Origin of the sequence: Kitasatospora sp. NPDC097605 (assembly GCF_040302725.1) — a bacterium.
In the GTDB taxonomy this organism is placed as follows: Bacteria; Actinomycetota; Actinomycetes; order Streptomycetales; family Streptomycetaceae; genus Kitasatospora.
The window spans coordinates 66,223-82,878 of record NZ_JBEOSF010000005.1 but is presented as its reverse complement, the minus strand read 5'-3'; the positions used below and the strand labels follow the sequence as shown (position 1 = coordinate 82,878).

Here is a 16,656-nt window from a genome sequence, read left to right as displayed (position 1 = left end):
CGCCGCCACGGGACGGGCCCCGGGCACAGCCGGCCGGCGGCCGGCGCGCGACCCCTGGAAGAGAAGAGCGATGGGTACCACTGACAGCACCGCCTCCACGCCGCTCCGCAGTCCGGAGCGGTCCGCCGACGGCGCCGCCGGACCGGCCGCGCGGCGGCTGCCCGCCGCCGGGCGCTTCCTGCCCGCCGGGGCCGCCTACCTGGTGCTGGTGGCGGTCCTGCTGAAGTCCGGCACCGCCCCGCTCGACGTCGCGAAGTACACCGGCTACGCGGCCTGGGCGGTCGTGCTGCCGGGGACCCTGGTGTTCCGGGCGCTCCGCCGCCGGCCGCACACCCTGGTCGAGGACCTCGCCTTCGGCGCCGTCGTCGGCCTGGTGCTGGAGCTGGCGGCCTGGGCGCTGCTGGTCTCGCTCGGTCTGCAGTCGCTGGCCCTGGCCTGGCCGCTCGCCGTGGTGGTGCCCTTCGCGGCCGTCCCGTCGCTGCGCCGGCACTGGCTTCCCACCGGCTACCGGACCGTCTCCACCGCGTGGTCCTGGGCGGTGGCGGCGACGGTCGCGTTCACCAGCCTCTACCTGTACGTGGTCGCGCTGCGGACCAACCCGATCGTCCCCGACAGCGAGACCACCCGGCAGTACATCGACCTGCCGTACCTGCTGTCGCTGGCGGGCAACGCCAAGCACCACGTCCCGCTGACCTTCCCGCAGGCGGCGGGCGAGCCGCTGAACTACCACTGGTTCACCTTCGCCCACATGGCGATGACCAGCCTGGTCGGCGACATCGACCTGGCCGTGGTGCAGATGCGGCTGATGGTGCCGGCGCTCTCGGCCCTGGCCATGGTGGTCGCCGCCGTCGTCGCCTGGCGGCTCACCGCCCGGCCGTGGACCGGCCCGGTGGCCGCCGCGCTGGTCTTCGCGGTCGGCGAGTTCACCGTCAACTACCCGGCGGACGTCAACAGCTGGATCTTCGGCGCGCTCTCGGTGCCGCTGATGTCCTGGGCCAGCCTCTCGCTCACCTACAGCCTGCCGCTGCTGCTGGCGCTGATCGGCGCGGTGGGGGACCGGCTGCGCGGCCGTGAGGAGGCCGAGGCCGTCCCGGCGTTCGGCCGCGGCGCCTTCGTCCTGGCCGCCCTGTTCGCCCTGGCGTCCAGCGCAGCCAAGGCCAGCTCGCTGCCGGTCACGCTGGCCGGCCTGGCCTTCGCGGGCGTGGTGGTGCTGCTGGTCGAGCGGCGGATCCCGTGGAACATCGTGGGCCTCGGCGCCGTCCTGGGCGCGGCCCAGGTGTTCACCACCGCGGTGATCTTCCGGTTCGAGAGCTACGGCCTGGAGGTCGTGCCCTTCGGCAACATCAAGGGCTACTGGGACGACCCGGAGCAGCTGCGCTCGGCGCCGGTCCAGGCCGGGGTGATGCTGCTGACCGTCGGCGCGTTCCTGCTCAACCACCAGCTGCGGGTGGCCGGCCTGCTGCCGCTGCTCTGGCGGCGCCGGCTGGCGCTGCAGCCGGTGCAGTGGTTCCTGCTCGGCGGCGCGCTGGCCGGCCCGGCGCTCTACTTCGTGGTCAACGGCTTCAACGCGAGCTACTTCACCCTGGCCGCCCTGCCGTTCGGCATCCTGCTCTCGGCCTGGGGCTTCGCCGAGAGCGTCGAGCGGGCCCGGCTGTCGCGGCGGGCCGGGGCCGCGCTGGCCGCCGGCGCGGTGCTCTTCGTCGCCCTGCTCACCTGGGGCATCCAGCGGTACTCGCGCGACTGGACCGAGTTCGTGCTCCGGCGGACCGGCTCCTACGGCGAGTGGCACAGCTACAACGCGCTGCTGCCGGCCGCGGCCGCCGCGGCCGCGCTGGCGGGGATCGCGCTGGTCGCCGGCCTGCTCTGGTGGGCGCTCGGACGCGGCGCGGTGCCCGGGCTGCGCCGTCGCGGGGGAGTGGTGCTGCTCACCGGCGTGCTGCTGGCCGGGGCACCGACCCTGCTGCTGGACGGCCTGCAGACCCGCGACCACGTCTGGGAGAGCGCCTGGCCGATGCCGGCCAGCCAGGTCCAGGCGGCCCGCTGGGTGCGGGAGCACAGCGACCCGGACGACGTCCTGGCCACGAACACCCACTGCCGGCCCGAGGACGACCACGCCGACCCCAACCGCGGCTGCGGCAACTCGCTGTCCTTCTGGCTCAGCGGCTACTCCGAGCGGTCGGTGCTGGTGGAGGGCTGGGCGTACTCGCCGCGCGTCATGGCGAAGGGCGACGGCGCGTTCTGGGACCCGGCGCTCCTCCAGCTCAACGACGAGACCTTCCAGCGGCCGAGCGCCGAGAACGTCGCCCGGCTGCGGGACCAGCACCACGTCCGCTACCTGGTGGCCGACCGCAAGGCCGGCGCCGACACCGGACGGCTGGGCGAGCTGGCCAAGCCCGTGTACGACAACGGCCGCGTGGCCGTGTTCGAGCTGACCTGACCGACCTGACATCCTGCCGATGAACGAGACCAGAGGGGCCATGATGCCGCCGACCGCCGAGCCAGCCGTGGCGCCGGAGACCGCGAACGGCGGCCCGGGGACGACCACCGCCAAGCGCCAGATCCCGTCCTTCCTGATCATCGGGGTCCTGAGCACGCTGTTCTACCTCGGGCTCTACGTGGTCGCCCGGCAGTTCGTCGACGCGCAGATCGCCAACCTGATCGCGCTGGCGGTCAGCGCCGTCGCGAACACCGCCGCCAACCGGCGGTTCACCTTCGGGATCACCGGTTCCGACGGGGCCCTGCGGCACCAGCTCCAGGGCGCGGTGGCCTTCCTGATCGGCCTCGCCCTGAGCGCCGGCGTGCTCGCGCTGCTCGACCTGGCGGCGCCGGACGCCTCCAAGGTGGTCGAGGTGGGCGGGCTGGTGGTCGCCAACGGCCTGGCCACCGTCGTCCGGTTCCTGCTGATGAAGATCTGGGTGTTCAAGGAGAAATAACCTCCCGGACACCTGCGTCCCCCGGAGAACGCCGATCGCCCCCGGCCCGCCGAAGCGGACCGGGGGCGATCGTGCTGTCCGGGGGGTCAGCCGAGCGCGGGCGTGCGCCGCACCTCGTCCTCCCAGAGGGTGCGGACCGCGTCGCGCAGCGTGCGGCGGGGGGCCCAGCCGAGCGCCTTCCCGATCGCGGTGACGTCCAGCTGCTGCCACTCGGTCTCCGGGCCGGTGCCGTCCGGCGCCGGGACCTCGGTGATCCGGGTCGGCACGCCGCTGACGTCGATCAGCAGCTCGACCAGCTCGCGCGCCGAACTGGCCCGGCCCAGGCCGACGTTGAGCACGGCCGGGGCCTGCGGGGCGGTCGGCAGGGCAGCCACGATGGCGTCGACGGTGTCCTGCAGGTCCACGAAGTCCCGCTGGGCGGTGAGCGGCTGAAGGGCCAGCTCGGCCTCGGTCCCGGCGGCCCGGGCGGCGGCCAGCTTGCCCGCCATGACGCCGAGCAGGCTGTGCGAGGGCTGGCCCGCGCCGACGACGTTGCCGAGCCGCAGCACGACGGCGTCCAGCCCGTCCTCGCGCACGGCGTCCGCGATCAGCTCGGTGGCCCGGAGCTTGAGCTGCCCGTAGACCATCGACGGCTGGGGCTCGGAGTCCTCGGCCAGGCCGACGCCGATCGGGCAGAGGCCGTACTCGTGCACCGAGCCGAGGTGGACCAGGCGCGGGGGAGCGGTCATCGACCGCAGCGCCTCCAGCAGCGAGGCGACCATGCCGACGTTGGCGCCGACCATCTGCTCGTCGGTCAGGCCCCACATCCCGCCGGCCGCGTTGACCACCACGTCGATCCGGTGCTCGGCCAGCAGGGCCGCCAGGTCGGCCGGCGGGTCGTTGGTCAGGTCCAGCCGGGCGAAGTCGCCGGGCAGGGCGTCGGCGGGCTCCTTGCGGGCGATGGTGAGCAGGTGGTGGCCCCGCTCCGCGAGGGTGGCGAGGATGGTGCGCCCGATGAAGCCGGTGCCGCCGAGAACGGCGACCCGGGGGAGAGCTGTGCTGCTAGCGGCCATGGCCTCTGGTTCCGGTAGGTCGGGTACGGGTGGGGCGGTGGGCGTTGCTCAGTAGCGGTCGGTGCCGGCGACGTGCCGCAGCAGGGTCTTGGTGCCCTCGCCGTGCCGGTTCTTGACCGCGCCCGGGACCATGGTGAGCGCGTGGATCCGGGAGGAGAGGTGCAGCCGGGAGGCCTTGGCGGCCCGGGACCAGCCGTGCGCGTCCAGGCGGTCGGCGACGTCCCGGAAGAAGCGGTTGGCCTCCTCGAAGCGGACGCCGGTGAAGGCCTGCGCGGAGGAGATGCTGACGGCGTGCCGGCGGTACTGGAAGGTGACCTTGTCGGTGATCATCATCTGCTCGCCGGTCTGCAGCAGGTCGATGACCAGCGCCAGGTCCTGGGTGACCTCCAGGTTGTCCCGGAAGCCGACCGCCTTCACGGCCTCGGTGCGCCAGCAGATGGAGGGGAAGAACAGCCAGTTGCCGCGGAGCAGGCTGATCGCCAGCTCCTCCCCGCTCATCAGCTTGCGGCCCTGGACCTTGGGCGCGTAGATCCGCTTCTTCGCCTGGTCCACCAGCCCCTCGGTGGGCGTGCCGTCGCCGTCGATGACCTGGACGCCCGGCTGGACCATGCCGATGTCCGGGTTGTCCTTGAGGACGGCCCGGGCGGTCTCGACGTAGTCGGGCAGCATGATGTCGTCGGTGCCCATCATGACGAAGTGCTGCTCGCGCACCAGGCCCAGGCACTTGCGGTAGTTGCCGGTGACACCGAGGTTCTGCTCGTTGCGCTGGTACGAGACCCGCTGGTCGCCGAGCTCGGCGAACCAGCCCGGGACGTCCGGCTCCTTGCCGTCGTCCACCACGGTGAGACGCCAGTTCGGGTCGCTCTGGGCCAGGACGCTGCGGACGGCCGCCTGCATCAGGGCGACGTTGCCGTAGTAGGGCAGCATGATGTCAAGAGTTGTCATGAACGGCGCACCAGGTGTTTTCCGGGTAGGAGGGGACGCGAGAAGGCTACTGGCCGCCGAGCGAACGCCGGTAGCGCAGGCACTCCTCGTAGTCCGGCAGCAGGCCGGTCTCGATGGCCTCGGCCAGCGTCGGGGCGGCGGCGTCCCGGGCGGACAGCTGGGGGACCTCGGCCGGCCACTCGATGGCCAGCTCCGCGTCGAGCGGGTGCACCGCGTGCTCGCCGGTCGGGTTGTACGTCTCGGAGCAGACGTAGGAGAGCGTGGCGTCGTCGGTCAGCGCGCAGAAGCCGTGGCCGAGGCCCTCGGAGATGTACACCGAGCGGCGCTCGACGTCGTCGAGGCGGACGAACTCCCAGCGGCCGAAGGTCGGCGAGCCGACCCGCAGGTCGACGACCACGTCCAGCACGGCGCCGCGCACGCAGCTCACGTACTTGGCCTGGCCGGGCGCGACGTCGGCGAAGTGGATGCCGCGCACGACGTCCTTCGCGGAGACCGAGAGGTTGCCCTGGGCCATCCGCAGCGGGTGGCCGACCACCTCGGACAGCTTGTCGAAGCGGTACCACTCCATGAACAGGCCGCGCGGGTCGCCGTGCAGCTGCGGGGTGATCTCCCAGGCGCCCTCGATGGACAGCTCGCGGAACTTCATCGGGCGGTCTCCTCGTCCAGCAGGTTCACCAGGTACTGGCCGTAGCCGCTCTTCAGCAGCGGCTGCGCCAGCTCGCGCAGCTGCTCGGAGGTGAGGAAGCCGGCCCGCCAGGCCGCCTCCTCGACGCAGCCGATCTTGAAGCCCTGGCGCTCCTCGATGACCCGGACGAACTCCGAGGCCTGCACCATCGAGACGAAGGTGCCGGTGTCCAGCCAGGCGGTGCCGCGGTCCAGGACGGTCACCTGGAGCTCGCCGCGCTGCAGGTAGGCGTCGTTGACGGCGGTGATCTCCAGCTCGCCGCGGGCGCTCGGGGTGATCGAGCGGGCGATCTCCACCACGCGGTTGTCGTAGAAGTAGAGGCCGGGGACGGCGTAGCGGGACTTCGGCGCGGTCGGCTTCTCCTCGATCGAGATGACCTGGCCGGACTCGTCGAACTCGACCACGCCGTAGGCGGTCGGGTCGGCCACCGGGTAGGCGAAGACCATGCCGCCCTTGGGGTCGGTCCGCTGCGCGAGCCGGGTGCCGAGGCCGCTGCCGTGGAAGATGTTGTCGCCGAGGATCAGCGCGACCGGCTCGTCACCGATGAAGTCGGCGCCCAGCACGAAGGCCTGGGCGATGCCCTCGGGGCGCTCCTGGACGGCGTACTGGAGCTCCAGGCCGAGCTGCGAGCCGTCACCGAGCAGCCGCTCGAACTGGTCCCGGTCCTGGGGCGTGGTGATGATCAGAATCTCGCGGATCCCGGCCATGATCAGCGTCGAGAGCGGGTAGTAGATCATCGGCTTGTCGAAGACCGGAAGGAGCTGCTTCGAGACTGCCCGGGTGAGGGGCCAGAGGCGGGAACCGGTGCCGCCCGCAAGAAGAATGCCGCGCATGGCGCACACCTTACGTGGCCTGCCGTCCCGGGCCGCAACCAGCCTTCGGACGCCCACGCATCATCGTCCGGACCCCGGCGGGGGGGCCTGCGCGCGCGCACTATACTCAGCCGCACTATGCGTATCCTCGTCACCGGCGGCGCCGGATTCATCGGGTCCCAGTTCGTCCGAGCGCTGCTGTCGGCGGACCCCGCGGCGCGCGTCACCGTCTTCGACAAGCTGACGTACTCCGGCGTCGAGGAGAACCTCGCGCCCGTCGCCGACCACCCCGGCTACTCCTTCGTCCGCGGCGACATCTGCGACGTCGACGCCGTCGACCAGGCGATGCCCGGGCACGACGCGGTCGTCCACTTCGCCGCCGAGTCCCACGTCGACCGCTCGATCGCCGGCGCCGGCCCGTTCGTCATGACCAACGTGGTCGGCACCCAGGTGCTGCTGGACGCCGCGCGCAAGCACAAGGTCGGCCGTTTCGTGCACGTCTCCACCGACGAGGTGTACGGCTCGATCACCGAGGGCTCCTGGACCGAGGAGTGGCCGCTCGCGCCGAACTCCCCGTACTCCTCCTCGAAGGCCGGCTCCGACCTCCTCGCCCTGGCCTACCACCGCACCCACGGCATGGACGTGGTGGTCACCCGCTGCTCCAACAACTACGGGCCGTACCAGTTCCCCGAGAAGGTCATCCCGCTCTTCACGACGAACCTGATCGACGGCAAGCGCGTCCCGCTGTACGGCGACGGCGGCAACATCCGCGACTGGCTGCACGTCTCGGACCACTGCCGCGGCATCGACCTCGCGCTGCGCAAGGGCCGGGCCGGCCAGGTCTACAACATCGGCGGCGGCGTCGAGCTCACCAACAAGGAGCTCACCGGCCTGCTGCTGGAGGCCGCCGGCCGCGGCTGGGACATGGTCGACCGCGTCGAGGACCGCAAGGGCCACGACCTGCGCTACTCGCTGGACATCAGCAAGATCCGCGAGGAGCTCGGCTACGAGCCGCAGGTCACCTTCGAGGAGGGCCTGGCCTCGACCATCGCCTGGTACCGCGAGAACCGCGCCTGGTGGGAGCCGCTCAAGGTGAAGGCCGCGCAGCAGTCGTGAGCGACGAGGGCAGCACGGCGCCGCGCCGTTCCCCGCTGGCCAAGGTCGTCAGCGCTCTTCCCCCGGGCACCCAGCTGGTGATCGGGGGAACGGTGCTGCTCGGCGCCGCCTCGTACGTCCACCTCATGGCGGCCGGCTACACGCTCGGCAAGCCGGAGATGGCCTCGGTCTCGCTGCTCTGGACCATCCTGATGTCCGTCGGCCTGGGACTCTTCTTCCCGATCGAGCAGGAACTCACCCGGATCGTGGCCGCCCGGGTGGTCGGCGGACAGGGCGCCGCGCCGGTCGTCCGCCGGATCCTGCTGATCACCGCCGGGATGCTGGCGGTGCTGACCGGCGGCATGGCGGTGGCCGCCCGCCCGCTGGCGGACACCTTCTTCGAGGGCCACCGCAGCATGGTGGTGGCGCTCGCCGCCTCCTTCGTCGCGATGGCGGCCTCCAATGTGAGCCGCGGCGTGCTGGCCGGCCTCAACCGCTTCGGCGCGTACGGCGCCCAGCTCGCCATCGACGGCGCCCTGCGCATCGTGCTGGCCGTCGGCTGCGCGGTGGCCGGCGTCCGCTCGCCGCTGGTGTTCGCCCTGATCCTGGCGGTCGCCCCGCTGGTGGCCGTGCTGGCCACCGTCCGGCCGCTGCGTTCCGGCATCTCGGCCGGCCCCGCGGTCGGCTGGGGCGCGCTCACCGGCGGCCTGGCCCCGCTGGTCGCCTCCACCCTGCTCTCGCAGGTGGTCGTCAACGCCGCCGTGGTCTCCACCCGGCTGCTGGCGCCGGACGACGCCGCCCTGGTGGCCGGCCTGCTGAACGCGGTCGTCCTCGCCCGGGTGCCGCTGTTCGTCTTCGGGTCGCTGCAGGCCTCGCTGCTGGCCGGGCTGTCGAGCACCGCGGCGGCCGGCGACCGCGCCGGGTTCTCCAAGCTGCTGGTGCGCACCTGCGGTGTGGTCACCGTGCTCGGCGTGGCCGGCGGCATCCCCGCCACGATCCTCGGACCGTGGCTGATCCAGGTGCTCTTCAAGGCGGACGACGTCCTCGGCTCGCTGGACTTCCTGCTGATGTCGGCGGGCACCCTCTGCTACATGCTGGCGATGGTGCTCGGTCAGGCGCTGCTGGTCCTGCACCGCCACCGCCTCCAACTGCTCGGCTGGGCGACCGGAACTGTTGCCCTGTTGGTCACCACCCTCGCCCCGGGCGCGATCGCGACCCGGGTCTGCCTCGCCTACACTATGGGTTCGCTGGCCGCGGTCGGATGCATGCTCGCCGCGCTCTGGCTGACCTTCCTGCGGGAACCGCCCGGCGCCGCAGCGGACGTGCCCGGCGCGTCCCGGCGCTCTCTGGTGGACTCGGTATGACCGGTTCCACGGACGCCCCCACGACACACTCGATTTCGCCGCGACCCGCGGCCGCACGATGCGGCATGGAGCCATGATGTCCGACTATGACGATGTGTGGCTGGTGATCCCCGCCTACAACGAGGGAACCGTCATCGCCGACGTGATCGAGAACGCCCGCAAGACCTTCCCCAACATCGTCGTCATCGACGACGGTTCGACCGACAACTCGGCCGAGACCATCATGACCACCGGTGCGCACCTGGTGCAGCACCCCGTCAACCTCGGCCAGGGCGCGGCGCTGCAGACCGGCTTCAACTACGCCCTCAAGCAGCCCGGCGCCAAGTACTTCGCCACCTTCGACGCGGACGGCCAGCACCAGACGCACGACGTCGAGAAGATGGTCGCCCTGCTCCGGGCCGACGAGGCCGACGTGGTCCTCGGCTCCCGCTTCATCGAGCAGACCGGCGAGGTGCCGTGGATCAAGCGGGTGGTCCTGCGGACCGCTGCGACGATCAGCCCCACCGCGCGCAAGCTCAACCTCACGGACTCGCACAACGGCCTGCGGGTGATCAACCGCAAGGCCGCGTCCGCGCTCCGCATCACCATGAACGGCATGGCTCACGCCTCCGAGATCGTGGCCACGCTGGCCGCCTCGGACCTGCGCGTCATGGAGGTCCCGGTGGACATCCTGTACACCGAGTACTCCCGCTCCAAGGGCCAGTCGCTGATCAACGGCGTCAACATCCTCTTCGACATCTCGCTCAGGGAGCGTGGCCGCAAGTGAAGTACCTCTGGATCCAGCTGCTGCTCATGGTCGGCACGGGCGTGCTCGTGTTCGCGTTCATCCGCCGCTGGGACGCCGCGCACACCCGCGCGTGGAAGCGGATGGCGTTCTTCGCCTTCGTGATCGCCAACGTGTACGCCGTCCTGCGCCCGCAGGACGTCACCTGGGTCGCCAACAAGCTGGGCGTCGGCCGCGGCACCGACCTGGTGCTCTACCTGCTCGTGGTGGCGATGGCCTTCATGACGCTGAACACCTTCATGCGCTTCCGCTCGCTGGAGAAGAAGCTGACCGACCTGGCCCGCACCGTCGCCGTCAACGACGGCCAGCGGGTCAACAAGGAGCGCTTCGCCGAGGACGAGCCGGCCCTCTCGGTGGGCTCCGAGAGGTAGCCGCCCCGGCGGCACGCACGACCAGTACAGCCGATCCGACGGAAATGGACTGAGATGACGAACCTGGCCGCCGGACCGGTCAGCAGTACCGAGGAGCCGCAACCGGTGGCTCCTCCGGCCGCGGCTCCGGCCGGGGGAGAGGCCAAGCCCGGCCTGATGACCCGGCGCTGGGCCCAGATAACGGCCGAGATCCTGGTCAGTGTCATCGCGGCCATCGGGTTCACGCTGCTCTGCACCCGGATCAACGTCAATCCGATGAACCGGGTCGGGCAGGTCAGCGGCCTCGCCAAGATCCAGCAGTACGTCGCGATCGTGGGGCTGCCGCTGCTCGCGGTGCTGCTCTTCACCGCCTACCGGGGCACCCTGCGCCGGCACCGGCTCACCCAGCGGCTGGTCTGCGCCGCGCTGGCCGGCCTGTCGACCGGCGTGATCGCCGGCGGCGTCGTGGTCGCCCTGAACGGCACGCCCTGGCCGCTCGGCGGCCAGGAGGGCGACCCGAGCGTCCTGGTCCACATGGCCACCGGGATGCTGCACGACAAGGGCCTGCCCGGCGTCTACCCGCCCGGCTTCCCCTGGCTGATCGCCAAGTGGGCCGAGATCCGCTACGACGGCGTCGGCAGCGAGGGCTTCGCCCTGCACGACCTGCAGATCCTCTTCAGCGCGCTGGTCGGCCCGATGAGCTACCTGGCCTGGCGGCTGCTGCTGCGGCCGTTCTGGGCGCTGCTGATCGCGCTGCCGGCCGCCGTGGTCTTCCTCGACCCGATCCGCCCGTACAGCCACGTCGTGATGATCATGCTGGTGCCGCTGCTGACCGCGGTGCTGCGCGAGATCCGGCGGTCCGCCGAGCTGTCGATGCGCTCCGCGGTGCTGCGCGGCCTGGGCTTCGGCGTGGTCTTCGGCCTGCTGTTCCTCTGGTACTCGGGCTGGTACCTGTGGTCGGCGCCGGGCATCTTCGTCCTGACGCTGTTCGTCTTCCCCTGGCGCAAGGGCCGGGACGCCGTCCTGCGGGGCCTCGCCCTGGTGGGAACCACGGTGGTGAGCGCCGGGCTGGTCGGTGCCCCGCTGCTGTACCAGATCATGACGCTGGGCGCGGACATCCCGGACCGCTACGGCTACATCATGACCTTCACCGACCCGACCTACGTCCTCGGCTGGGCCTCCGACCGCTCCGGCGACCTGGACTACCAGGACTTCCCGGCGAGCGGTGAGCTGGCCGGGCAGACCGGGTTCGCGGTGCTGCTGATCGCGGCGGTGGGCCTGGGCATCGGCCTGGGGCTGCGCAACCTCGCGGTGCGCACGGCGGCCGCCGTGCTGGCCGGCGCCTGGCTGATGCGGTTCACCTTCGCCGCCAAGATGGCCCAGAGCCAGGCCGTCGCGCTGTACCCGCGGACCACCTGGATCATCCTGTACTGCCTGATGATCCTCGCGGTGCTCGGGCTGATGGCGGCCTACCACCGGGGGAGCGGCTGGCTGGAGCGGGTGCTCCGCAAGGACGACGCCCCGGCCGGCACCCAGGTGCTGTCCGGCCGGATGCTGCGGCAGCTGGCGGCGGGCCTGGTCTGCGCGCTCGCCCTGTTCGGCACGATGGGCGCCTCCTGGTCGGTCAACCGCTACATGCCGGAGGACCAGAAGTACGGCCGGATGGGCCTGGACGCCTGGCGGGCGCACACCATCAAGAAGGCCGACGGCAGCTGCCCCAAGTACGCGCCGGCGACGAGCTGTTCGGACATCATCATCAAGGACTGGGAGCCGGTCGCCGACACCGACAAGTTCATCTGGTGCGCGGGCGTCGCGGTGGACGAGTGGCAGGAGGTCTGCGGCCGCCGCGCCCCCTGGGACAACGGCCCGAAGCAGTAGCCGTCCGGATCGCCCCGCCGGGGCCGGTGAGGTACGCCTCACCGGCCCCGATTGGCTTTCCGGCTCACGACTGTGGCAGTATGTCCAAGTTGCTCGGTTGAGTTGCCGATGCTGCGCGCCTCCCGCCGGGAGGACCGGAAGCGAGTCCCATGTACTCGTCGTTCCCGTGATGGCCGTCAAGCGTGAGTGTTACGCCACGGCAGCTGCGGGGCGGACGTACGGGAATCTTCCGGGAAGCGTGTGCGGGGCCTCGGCCCGGCTCCCCCCACCCCGAAAGTTTGAAACCGACGAGTCGATCGCCGGTTTTTTGCAAGCGCGAGTGCGACACGCCCGAGCGCGGGGGTCGGAGCGGGGGTCGTGCAGTGACTAGGACAGAAGGACTACAAGGTAGCCATGGCGGGACAGAAGATCCGCATCCGGCTCAAGGCCTACGACCACGAGGTCATCGACTCCTCGGCGAAGAAGATCGTCGAGACGGTGATCCGTACTGGTGCGCAGGTCGCGGGCCCGGTGCCGCTGCCCACTGAGAAGAACGTGTACTGCGTCATCCGCTCGCCGCACAAGTACAAGGACTCGCGCGAGCACTTCGAGATGCGTACTCACAAGCGTCTGATCGACATCCTCGACCCCACGCCGAAGACGGTTGACTCGCTCATGCGTCTCGACCTGCCGGCGGGCGTCGACATCGAGATCAAGCTCTGAGAGGCGCACCGAAGATGGCTAAGCAGATTAAGGGCATCCTGGGCGAGAAGCTCGGCATGACCCAGGTCTGGGACGAGAACAACCGGATCGTTCCGGTGACCGTCGTCAAGGCTGGGCCGAATGTCGTGACCCAGGTCCACACCGCCGACAGCGCGGCCGGCTACGACGCCGTCCAGCTCGGCTTCGGCGAGATCGACCCCCGCAAGGTGAACAAGCCCCTCGCGGGCCACTTCGCCAAGGCCGGTGTCACCCCGCGCCGTCACCTGGTCGAGATCCGTACCTCGGACGCGTCCGAGTACACCCTCGGCCAGGAGCTCACCGCCGAGGTGTTCGAGGCGGGTGTCAAGGTCGACGTGACCGGCACCTCCAAGGGCAAGGGCTTCGCCGGTGTCATGAAGCGCCACAACTTCCGTGGTCTCGGCGCCGGTCACGGCACCCAGCGCAAGCACCGCTCGCCCGGTTCCATCGGTGGCTGCGCCACCCCGGGCCGCGTGTTCAAGGGCCTGCGGATGGCGGGTCGGATGGGCCACGAGCGTGTGACCACCCAGAACCTGACCGTTCACGCGGTCGACGCGGAGAAGGGTCTGCTCCTCATCAAGGGCGCGATCCCGGGCCCGAACGGCGGCCTCGTCCTCGTCCGCACCGCGGCGAAGGGGCTGTGAGGAAATGACCACCATTGACATCCTGTCGCCGGCTGGCGACAAGACCGGCAGCGTTGAGCTTCCGGCCGAGATCTTCGACGCGAAGGTCAGCGTTCCGCTGATGCACCAGGTCGTCGTGGCGCAGCTCGCTGCGGCCCGTCAGGGCACCCACAAGACCAAGACTCGTGGCGAGGTCCGCGGCGGCGGCAAGAAGCCGTACCGCCAGAAGGGCACCGGCCGCGCCCGTCAGGGCTCGACCCGTGCGCCGCAGTTCGCCGGCGGTGGCGTCGTGCACGGTCCCGTGCCGCGCGACTACTCGCAGCGGACCCCGAAGAAGATGATCGCCGCCGCCCTGCGTGGTGCGCTCACCGACCGGGCCCGCCACAACCGCATCCACGTCGTCACCGGCGTGACCGCGACCGAGGCGCCGTCGACCAAGGCCGCCAAGAGCCTGTTCGGCAAGATCACCGAGCGCAAGAACGTCCTCCTGGTCGTCGAGCGTGCGGACGAGCTGGGCCTGAAGTCCGCTCGCAACCTGCCGAACGTCCACATCCTGGACGCCGGTCAGCTGAACACCTACGACGTGCTCGTCTCCGACGATGTGGTCTTCACCCAGGCCGCCTTCGAGCGTTTCGTGGCCGGTCCGGCCGCGTCCGCCAAGGCCGTTGCCGCTGAGGGCGAGCTCGAAGGGAGCGCCGCCTGATGAGCGACGTTACGAGCAAGACGTTCACGGACCCCCGTGACGTCCTGGTGAAGCCGGTTATCTCCGAGAAGAGCTACAGCCTCCTCGACGAGAACAAGTACACGTTCATCGTGTCGCCGGGCGCCAACAAGACCCAGATCAAGCAGGCCGTCGAGGCGGTCTTCTCGGTCAAGGTCGAGGCTGTCAACACGATCAACCGTCAGGGCAAGCGCAAGCGCTCCAAGACGGGTTTCGGCAAGCGCAAGGACACCAAGCGCGCCATCGTGACGCTGGCCGAGGGCAACCGCATCGACATCTTCGGTGGTCCGACCTCCTGACGGAGGCCGTGATCGTCGATCAAGACGAGGACGAAAATGGGTATCCGCAAGTACAAGCCGACTACGCCGGGCCGTCGTGGCTCGAGCGTGGCCGACTTCGTCGAAATCACGCGGTCCACGCCGGAGAAGTCGCTGGTTCGCCCCCTGCACAGCAAGGGCGGCCGTAACAACGCCGGTCGTGTCACCGCTCGCCACCAGGGTGGCGGTCACAAGCGCGCCTACCGTGTGATCGACTTCCGTCGTCACGACAAGGACGGCGTGCCGGCCAAGGTCGCGCACATCGAGTACGACCCGAACCGCACCGCGCGCATCGCGCTCCTGCACTACGCGGACGGCGAGAAGCGCTACATCATCGCGCCGCGCGGCATCGCGCAGGGTGACCGGATCGAGAACGGCGCTGGCGCCGACATCAAGCCGGGCAACAACCTGCCGCTGCGCAACATCCCGGTCGGTACCACCATCCACGCGGTGGAGCTGCGTCCCGGTGGCGGTGCCAAGCTGGCCCGCTCGGCCGGTTCCGGCATCCAGCTGCTGGCGCGTGAGGGCAAGATGGCGCACCTGCGCATGCCCTCCGGTGAGATCCGCCTGGTGGACGCGCGCTGCCGCGCGACCGTCGGCGAGGTCGGCAACGCCGAGCAGTCGAACATCAACTGGGGCAAGGCCGGCCGCATGCGCTGGAAGGGCGTCCGCCCGACCGTGCGTGGTGTCGCCATGAACCCGATCGACCACCCGCACGGTGGTGGTGAGGGTAAGACCTCCGGTGGTCGCCACCCGGTCTCGCCGTGGGGTAAGCCCGAGGGCCGTACCCGTCGCCCGAACAAGGCGTCGGACAAGCTCATCGTGCGCCGCCGCAAGACCAACAAGAAGCGCTAGGAGCAGGTCAGATGCCGCGCAGTCTTAAGAAGGGCCCCTTCATCGACGGCCACCTCATCAAGAAGGTGGACGCTCAGAACGAGGCGGGTACCCAGAACGTCATCAAGACCTGGTCCCGTCGCTCCGTGATCTCCCCGAGCATGCTCGGCCACACGATCGCGGTTCACGATGGTCGCAAGCACGTCCCGGTGTTCGTCACCGAGTCGATGGTCGGCCACAAGCTGGGCGAGTTCGCTCCGACCCGTACCTTCCGCGGCCACGTCAAGGACGACCGCAAGTCGAAGCGTCGCTAGTCGCCTGAGCTTCAAAGCCAGACCGACTCAATGACTTACTCCATTAAGGGGACAACCATGGAAGCCAGGGCACAGGCGCGGTACATCCGCGTGACGCCCATGAAGGCCCGCCGCGTGGTGGACCTCATCCGTGGCATGAATGCCACGGAGGCCCAGGCCGTCCTGCGTTTCGCTCCGCAGGCCGCCACCGTGCCGGTCGGCAAGGTGCTCGACAGCGCCATTGCCAACGCCGCGCACAACTACAACCACTCCAACGTGGACGACCTCTACATCTCCGAGGCGTACGTTGACGAGGGCCCGACCCTGAAGCGGTTCCGTCCGCGTGCCCAGGGCCGCGCCTACCGGATCCGCAAGCGGACCAGCCACATCACCGTGGTCGTCAGCAGCAAGGAAGGGACCCGGTAATGGGCCAGAAGGTTAACCCGCACGGGTTCCGCCTCGGCATCAGCACGGACTTCAAGTCCCGCTGGTACGCCGACAAGCTGTACAAGGACTACGTCAAGGAAGACGTCGCCATTCGTCGCATGATGACGAAGGGCATGGAGCGCGCCGGCATCTCCAAGGTCGAGATCGAGCGCACCCGCGACCGCGTCCGCGTCGACATCCACACCGCTCGCCCCGGCATCGTCATCGGTCGCCGTGGCACCGAGGCCGACCGCATCCGCGGCGACCTGGAGAAGCTGACCGGCAAGCAGGTCCAGCTGAACATCCTCGAGGTCAAGAACCCCGAGCTGGACGCCCAGCTCGTGGCTCAGGGCGTCGCGGAGCAGCTGTCCTCCCGCGTCTCCTTCCGTCGTGCCATGCGCAAGTCGATGCAGGGCACCATGAAGTCCGGCGCCAAGGGCATCAAGGTCCAGTGCTCCGGTCGTCTCGGCGGCGCCGAGATGAGCCGTTCGGAGTTCTACCGCGAGGGCCGTGTGCCGCTGCACACCCTGCGCGCGAACGTCGACTACGGCTTCTTCGAGGCCAAGACCACCTTCGGCCGCATCGGCGTGAAGGTCTGGATCTACAAGGGCGACGTCAAGAACATCGCCGAGGTCCGCGCTGAGAACGCCGCTGCCCGCTCGGGCAACCGCCCGGCCCGTCCCGAGGGTGGTCGTCCCGCCCGCGGTGGCGAGCGCCGTGGTGGCGAGCGCGGTGGCCGCGGCCGTCGTCCCGCCGCTGCCGAGGCTCAGGCCCCGGTCGCCGCCGAGGCTCCGGCTGCCGAGAACACCGGAACGGAGGCCTGA

At 70.4% G+C, this 16,656-nt stretch carries 19 protein-coding genes; 15 read left to right on the top strand and 4 right to left on the bottom strand.

Annotation, left to right across the window (positions count from 1 at the left end):
- The first annotated feature begins 70 nt into the window (after nucleotides 1–70).
- Nucleotides 71–2,437, top strand: coding sequence for a hypothetical protein (locus ABTX81_RS07645; protein WP_350542309.1), 2,367 nt, complete (start codon nucleotides 71–73; stop codon nucleotides 2,435–2,437).
- Nucleotides 2,438–2,456: 19 nt separating this feature from the next.
- Entirely contained in the window at nucleotides 2,457–2,933 is a 477-nt protein-coding gene (locus ABTX81_RS07640; protein WP_350542308.1) for a GtrA family protein, read from the top strand.
- Between the two features lie 86 nt (nucleotides 2,934–3,019).
- On the opposite strand, the gene ABTX81_RS07635 is transcribed toward ABTX81_RS07640, so the two are convergent.
- From ABTX81_RS07635 to rfbA, 4 genes are read right to left on the bottom strand one after another with little or no spacing between them, the layout of a single operon-like run.
- On the bottom strand, nucleotides 3,020–3,985 hold the full coding sequence (locus ABTX81_RS07635; protein ID WP_350542307.1) for an NAD-dependent epimerase/dehydratase family protein: 966 nt from the start codon (nucleotides 3,983–3,985) through the stop codon (nucleotides 3,020–3,022).
- 48 nt (nucleotides 3,986–4,033) lie between these two features.
- Nucleotides 4,034–4,930, bottom strand: coding sequence for a glycosyltransferase family 2 protein (locus ABTX81_RS07630; RefSeq protein ID WP_350542306.1), 897 nt, complete (start codon nucleotides 4,928–4,930; stop codon nucleotides 4,034–4,036).
- Between the two features lie 46 nt (nucleotides 4,931–4,976).
- Nucleotides 4,977–5,576, bottom strand: a complete 600-nt coding sequence (locus ABTX81_RS07625) for a dTDP-4-dehydrorhamnose 3,5-epimerase family protein (RefSeq protein WP_350542305.1) — start codon at nucleotides 5,574–5,576, stop codon at nucleotides 4,977–4,979.
- Nucleotides 5,573–6,448 (bottom strand): glucose-1-phosphate thymidylyltransferase RfbA, encoded by an 876-nt coding sequence (gene rfbA / locus ABTX81_RS07620; RefSeq protein ID WP_350542304.1) that lies wholly within the window; start codon nucleotides 6,446–6,448, stop codon nucleotides 5,573–5,575. The genes ABTX81_RS07625 and rfbA overlap by 4 nt, the downstream gene beginning before the upstream one ends.
- 117 nt (nucleotides 6,449–6,565) lie before the next feature.
- On the opposite strand from rfbA, the gene rfbB reads away from it, so the two are divergent.
- The 13 genes from rfbB (at nucleotide 6,566) to rpsC (ending at nucleotide 16,656) form a co-directional block, all read left to right on the top strand.
- On the top strand, nucleotides 6,566–7,543 hold the full coding sequence (rfbB, locus tag ABTX81_RS07615; protein ID WP_350542303.1) for a dTDP-glucose 4,6-dehydratase: 978 nt from the start codon (nucleotides 6,566–6,568) through the stop codon (nucleotides 7,541–7,543).
- Nucleotides 7,540–8,886, top strand: a complete 1,347-nt coding sequence (locus tag ABTX81_RS07610; protein WP_350542302.1) for a lipopolysaccharide biosynthesis protein — start codon at nucleotides 7,540–7,542, stop codon at nucleotides 8,884–8,886. The genes rfbB and ABTX81_RS07610 overlap by 4 nt, the downstream gene beginning before the upstream one ends.
- Before the next feature lie 76 nt (nucleotides 8,887–8,962).
- Nucleotides 8,963–9,652: a glycosyltransferase family 2 protein gene (locus ABTX81_RS07605; protein WP_350542301.1), complete on the top strand. Its 690-nt coding sequence runs from the start codon at nucleotides 8,963–8,965 to the stop codon at nucleotides 9,650–9,652.
- Nucleotides 9,649–10,041, top strand: coding sequence for a DUF2304 domain-containing protein (locus ABTX81_RS07600; protein ID WP_350542300.1), 393 nt, complete (start codon nucleotides 9,649–9,651; stop codon nucleotides 10,039–10,041). Before ABTX81_RS07605 ends, ABTX81_RS07600 begins: the two co-directional genes overlap by 4 nt.
- Nucleotides 10,042–10,095: 54 nt before the next feature.
- Complete coding sequence (locus ABTX81_RS07595; protein WP_350542299.1) at nucleotides 10,096–11,898, top strand: hypothetical protein; 1,803 nt, start codon at nucleotides 10,096–10,098, stop codon at nucleotides 11,896–11,898.
- Nucleotides 11,899–12,291: 393 nt separating this feature from the next.
- Nucleotides 12,292–12,600 carry a 30S ribosomal protein S10 gene (gene rpsJ / locus ABTX81_RS07590; protein WP_012785157.1) on the top strand — a complete coding sequence of 103 codons (309 nt, stop codon included), beginning with the start codon at nucleotides 12,292–12,294 and terminating at the stop codon, nucleotides 12,598–12,600.
- Between the two features lie 14 nt (nucleotides 12,601–12,614).
- On the top strand, nucleotides 12,615–13,262 hold the full coding sequence (gene rplC / locus ABTX81_RS07585) for a 50S ribosomal protein L3 (RefSeq protein ID WP_350542298.1): 648 nt from the start codon (nucleotides 12,615–12,617) through the stop codon (nucleotides 13,260–13,262).
- 4 nt (nucleotides 13,263–13,266) lie between these two features.
- Nucleotides 13,267–13,944: a 50S ribosomal protein L4 gene (gene rplD, locus ABTX81_RS07580; protein WP_350542297.1), complete on the top strand. Its 678-nt coding sequence runs from the start codon at nucleotides 13,267–13,269 to the stop codon at nucleotides 13,942–13,944.
- On the top strand, nucleotides 13,944–14,261 hold the full coding sequence (rplW, locus tag ABTX81_RS07575) for a 50S ribosomal protein L23 (RefSeq protein ID WP_030300381.1): 318 nt from the start codon (nucleotides 13,944–13,946) through the stop codon (nucleotides 14,259–14,261). Before rplD ends, rplW begins: the two co-directional genes overlap by 1 nt.
- A 36-nt stretch (nucleotides 14,262–14,297) precedes the next feature.
- Entirely contained in the window at nucleotides 14,298–15,134 is an 837-nt protein-coding gene (rplB, locus tag ABTX81_RS07570; protein ID WP_030232466.1) for a 50S ribosomal protein L2, read from the top strand.
- An 11-nt stretch (nucleotides 15,135–15,145) separates the two neighbouring features.
- Entirely contained in the window at nucleotides 15,146–15,427 is a 282-nt protein-coding gene (gene rpsS, locus ABTX81_RS07565) for a 30S ribosomal protein S19 (protein WP_035848164.1), read from the top strand.
- 57 nt (nucleotides 15,428–15,484) lie between these two features.
- The gene (gene rplV / locus ABTX81_RS07560) at nucleotides 15,485–15,832 is read left to right on the top strand and encodes a 50S ribosomal protein L22 (RefSeq protein ID WP_030280773.1); all 348 of its coding nucleotides are present in this window, start codon (nucleotides 15,485–15,487) and stop codon (nucleotides 15,830–15,832) included.
- Entirely contained in the window at nucleotides 15,832–16,656 is an 825-nt protein-coding gene (gene rpsC, locus ABTX81_RS07555; protein WP_030232473.1) for a 30S ribosomal protein S3, read from the top strand. Before rplV ends, rpsC begins: the two co-directional genes overlap by 1 nt.

Excerpts from the sequence above, each read along its gene's own strand:
- rplC (WP_350542298.1), top strand. The coding sequence starts at position 12,615 with ATGGCTAAGCAGATTAAGGGCATCCTGGGCGAGAAGCTCGGCATGACC.
- ABTX81_RS07605 (WP_350542301.1), top strand. The coding sequence starts at position 8,963 with ATGTCCGACTATGACGATGTGTGGCTGGTGATCCCCGCCTACAACGAG.
- rplD (WP_350542297.1), top strand. The coding sequence starts at position 13,267 with ATGACCACCATTGACATCCTGTCGCCGGCTGGCGACAAGACCGGCAGC.
- ABTX81_RS07625 (WP_350542305.1), bottom strand. The coding sequence starts at position 5,576 with ATGAAGTTCCGCGAGCTGTCCATCGAGGGCGCCTGGGAGATCACCCCG.
- rpsS (WP_035848164.1), top strand. The coding sequence starts at position 15,146 with ATGCCGCGCAGTCTTAAGAAGGGCCCCTTCATCGACGGCCACCTCATC.
- ABTX81_RS07630 (WP_350542306.1), bottom strand. The coding sequence starts at position 4,930 with ATGACAACTCTTGACATCATGCTGCCCTACTACGGCAACGTCGCCCTG.
- ABTX81_RS07635 (WP_350542307.1), bottom strand. The coding sequence starts at position 3,985 with ATGGCCGCTAGCAGCACAGCTCTCCCCCGGGTCGCCGTTCTCGGCGGC.
- rplW (WP_030300381.1), top strand. The coding sequence starts at position 13,944 with ATGAGCGACGTTACGAGCAAGACGTTCACGGACCCCCGTGACGTCCTG.
- rfbA (WP_350542304.1), bottom strand. The coding sequence starts at position 6,448 with ATGCGCGGCATTCTTCTTGCGGGCGGCACCGGTTCCCGCCTCTGGCCC.
- rfbB (WP_350542303.1), top strand. The coding sequence starts at position 6,566 with ATGCGTATCCTCGTCACCGGCGGCGCCGGATTCATCGGGTCCCAGTTC.
- rpsC (WP_030232473.1), top strand. The coding sequence starts at position 15,832 with ATGGGCCAGAAGGTTAACCCGCACGGGTTCCGCCTCGGCATCAGCACG.
- rplV (WP_030280773.1), top strand. The coding sequence starts at position 15,485 with ATGGAAGCCAGGGCACAGGCGCGGTACATCCGCGTGACGCCCATGAAG.
- rpsJ (WP_012785157.1), top strand. The coding sequence starts at position 12,292 with ATGGCGGGACAGAAGATCCGCATCCGGCTCAAGGCCTACGACCACGAG.
- ABTX81_RS07645 (WP_350542309.1), top strand. The coding sequence starts at position 71 with ATGGGTACCACTGACAGCACCGCCTCCACGCCGCTCCGCAGTCCGGAG.
- ABTX81_RS07595 (WP_350542299.1), top strand. The coding sequence starts at position 10,096 with ATGACGAACCTGGCCGCCGGACCGGTCAGCAGTACCGAGGAGCCGCAA.
- rplB (WP_030232466.1), top strand. The coding sequence starts at position 14,298 with ATGGGTATCCGCAAGTACAAGCCGACTACGCCGGGCCGTCGTGGCTCG.
- ABTX81_RS07640 (WP_350542308.1), top strand. The coding sequence starts at position 2,457 with ATGAACGAGACCAGAGGGGCCATGATGCCGCCGACCGCCGAGCCAGCC.